Origin of the sequence: Brevibacterium sp. SIMBA_078, from assembly GCF_046534565.1 — a bacterium.
In the GTDB taxonomy this organism is placed as follows: domain Bacteria; phylum Actinomycetota; class Actinomycetes; order Actinomycetales; family Brevibacteriaceae; genus Brevibacterium.
Map to the genome: position 1 here is coordinate 1 of NZ_JAWRYQ010000554.1, position 238 is coordinate 238.

General features: G+C 43.7%; 1 pseudogene. It reads left to right on the forward strand.

Annotation, left to right across the window (positions count from 1 at the left end):
- Positions 1-238: pseudogene (locus SB749_RS20770) on the forward strand (efflux transporter periplasmic adaptor subunit); the annotation flags it as partial.

Genomic DNA, 238 nt, shown 5'->3' on the forward strand with positions numbered 1-238 from the left:
GCAATTAAAGCCGTAAGTCAGCAAGATTTTGACGAAGCTGATGCAGCTTCTAAGCAAGCTTCTGCAGAATTATTAACGGCACAAGCGCAGTTAAAAAGCGCGCAAATTAACCTTGATTATAGCCATGTATCTTCGCCAATTAGCGGCCAAATTAGTAAATCGAGTGTTACTGTAGGTGCGTTAGTTAGCGCAGGTCAAACAAGCGCGCTGGCAACGGTTACACAGCTTGATCCTATTT